Here is a 2,993-nt window from a genome sequence, read left to right as displayed (position 1 = left end):
TCTCTTGTATTAGACAATTCTAAAAACTATTATAATTATAGGATATTATTCCTATATAATATTTTCCAAAAATATACATATTTATTTAAAATTTGCTGATAGGCAGGTTAATTGTTGATGGTTTTTGACGGAATTATTCTCTCATTTGTTATTGGTTTTTTGCGAAAAGGTAGTTTAAGAGGTTTAGCACAGTTAAATTTGAAATGTGGATGGATCTTCCCACTATTATTAGTAATACAACTTGTCATTTTCACGTTTCAAAATGATTTTAAATTCCTTGGTCAATTAAGCGGTTACATTTACATGGCCGTATATGTATTGGGATTAATATTTTTATTTTTGAATCGTAAAAATCCTGGTTTTTTAATAATTTTAATTGGTGTATTTCTCAACTTTTTAGTGATGGTCGTGAACGGTGGAAGGATGCCGGTATCTTTAGAAGCAGCTTCGATATTAGATCCTAGTTATATGGATGCCTTGAAAGAAGGACTAGCAGCTAAACACCAAATTTTAACCCAATCAACTAATCTAGGATTTTTAGGGGATATTATTCCTCTCTCTAAACCTTATCCGCGAACACAAATTATTAGTATCGGGGATGTGGTTATGAATATTGGCATTTTCCTATTCATCCAATATTTAATGCTAAAGCATCCATCTTCCTTGCAGGTCAATGACACCTCTACTTCTATGAAAGGAGGTGAAATTAGATGAAACAACAAAAACCACAAGGAATCAAATTAACTGGCATTTTAGTTAATGCAATTATTTTGGGATCGTTAATTGTTGCTTTAACATCAGGATGGAAGTTAATATAATCAATTCTTGGGAGCAGTTTATCTCAGATAACTTCTCCCTTTTATTTTATATAGATAAGGGTGATTACAAATGGAGCGAATAAAAAGCCCTTCGAATATTTATTTAATCATTGTTACTATTATCGGATGTATTTCGTTTGTTATTTATGATTCCTTCCAATTCGATACATCATCAAAAATGGTGTTTAAATTTGCCTTCATTGGGGCAATTTTACTTCTAAATCATTACACGATTCCCATTCCGCCTGAAGGAAATTCGACTTCAATGGATTCCGCCATCTACATGGCAGGCATTTTTTTATATGGACTTGATTTCACATTGGATATATTGCTTGTAACTAGCATAATTAGTGCAGTTTATCAAAGGAAAATTGCTTGGTGGAAGCATTTATTTAATTTTGCCTTGTATAGCTTGATGATAACTTTATCCTATCAAGTATATAGTCTATCAGGCGGCAGTTTTATTAAGATTGAAACTAATAATCTATTACCCTATTTTATCTCGTTAAGCGCCTATTTTTTAATTAATGTTATTTTGATTGGTGTATATTTCTATTTGCTCCATAAAGAAAAAATAAATACAGTCTTTATCGGAATGCTAAAGGATAAATCCTTTTTGGTTAGTTATGTAACTACCCTACTGCTATCCATTGTCTGTGGGATATTATTTGATAGGGAAGCATACTTTGGTCTTTTCCTTTTTATTTGTATTGCTATCCTTTTGTCTGTGGCCTTTAATCAACATTTCCAATTGTTTCAAGCTACATTAGATAAAGCCAATAAAGATTTTCTCACTGGACTTAATAACCACGGCTATTTTAAAGAGATTTTAGAAAAAGAAGTTGCCGTTGCAAAAGAAACAGACATGCCACTAAGTGTTGTTCTTCTAGATATTGATGATTTTAAAAAATACAATGACCTATATGGTCATATTCAAGGAGATCAATTACTTCAGGAATTTGGTACTTTATTGAAAAACGAGTCAGAAGAGAAAAACTACACGGTTGCACGTTATGGTGGCGAAGAGTTTTCTATTTTGATGCCAAATACCAAGCGCCAGACAGCCTTATCCTTTATGAACGAGCTAAGAAAAAAAGCGAATGATACCTATTATAAAGGAGTTGAAGGGCTCCCTTACAGATGCTTGTCCTTTTCTGCCGGAATTGCAGAATGCGAAAAAGAAACATACAGTGTATCTGAGCTTCTCAATAAAGCAGATCAAGCAATGTATGCGGCAAAAGACCAAGGGAAAAATTTGGTCAAGGTATACAATGAACACTCCGAATATTCGGCCCAGCGCTCTCTCGCTCTTGAAAAAGATCTGGAGGAAGCCGAACAGCAATTAAAAATATTTCTTTCGAAGGATGTATATACCTATCGTCATAGTAAGAGGGTTTACCAATACGCGGTCGATTTTTCACGAATACTTCATTTAACGGACCACGAACGGAAAACGCTAATCCTTGGTGCTATAATTCACGATATTGGAAAAATTGAAATCCCAAGGGATATATTGAATAAAAAAGGAAAGCTCGATCCACATGAATGGGAAATGATGAAAAAGCACGTGACTTGGGGTAAAGAAATTATTTCAACCAATAAGAAATTAGAGGATTTAATCCCTTTGGTCGAGCTCCATCATGAGCGGTTTGATGGTAAAGGCTACCCGTATGGTCTAGCCGGGAAATCAATCCCAAAATTAGCCCGTATCTTGTGCGTCATTGACTCGTTTGATGCCATGACTACCGAGCGCCCCTATCAAAAGACGAAAACATTTAAAGAAGCCATTGTTGAATTACGGGCCTGTTCCGGGAAACAATTTGACCCACAATTCGTCGAGCCATTTATTGAACTAATTAAGCAGCTTGATAACTCGGGGGAAGAATTAGAAGAGACTTCACATGCTGTGAATAGTTAAAATCGCACTACAGCCAAAAAAAAACAAAGGCGATGGAGAAAATCCGTTGCCCTTGTTTTTTATCTTCATTGCTTTTTTGGGTATACAAAAAAGAACAGCTTATTTAGCTGTCCCTTTTCGTGCCTGGCAACGTCCTACTCTCACAGGGGCGCGTGCCCCAACTACCATCGGCGCTGAGAAGCTTAACTTCCGTGTTCGGTATGGGAACGGGTGTGACCTTCTCGCCATAATTACCAGACTATTTAATCGACACTAGT

2 protein-coding genes and 1 rRNA gene are annotated in these 2,993 nt (G+C 35.5%); 2 read left to right on the top strand and 1 reads right to left on the bottom strand.

The features are described 5' to 3' along the window. The first annotated feature begins 117 nt into the window (after positions 1-117). Both V7161_RS29210 and V7161_RS29205 read left to right on the top strand, forming a co-directional pair. A complete protein-coding gene (locus V7161_RS29210) occupies positions 118-714 on the top strand; it encodes a DUF5317 domain-containing protein (protein ID WP_335716275.1) in 597 nt (198 codons plus the stop codon). A 174-nt stretch (positions 715-888) separates the two neighbouring features. Then, positions 889-2,736 (top strand): bifunctional diguanylate cyclase/phosphohydrolase, encoded by a 1,848-nt coding sequence (locus tag V7161_RS29205; protein ID WP_335716274.1) that lies wholly within the window; start codon positions 889-891, stop codon positions 2,734-2,736. 121 nt (positions 2,737-2,857) lie between these two features. On the opposite strand, the gene rrf is transcribed toward V7161_RS29205, so the two are convergent. Further along, positions 2,858-2,974: ribosomal RNA gene (gene rrf / locus V7161_RS29200) — 5S ribosomal RNA — on the bottom strand. Between the last annotated feature and the right edge of the window lie 19 nt (positions 2,975-2,993).

The sequence above is a fragment of the Neobacillus drentensis genome, assembly GCF_036965425.1.
In the GTDB taxonomy this organism is placed as follows: domain Bacteria; phylum Bacillota; class Bacilli; order Bacillales; family Cytobacillaceae; genus Neobacillus; species Neobacillus drentensis_F.
This window is presented reverse-complemented; position numbering and strand designations above follow the sequence as displayed.

Coding starts and splice junctions, on each gene's coding strand:
- V7161_RS29210 (WP_335716275.1), top strand. CDS start 118: ATGGTTTTTGACGGAATTATTCTCTCATTTGTTATTGGTTTTTTGCGA.
- V7161_RS29205 (WP_335716274.1), top strand. CDS start 889: ATGGAGCGAATAAAAAGCCCTTCGAATATTTATTTAATCATTGTTACT.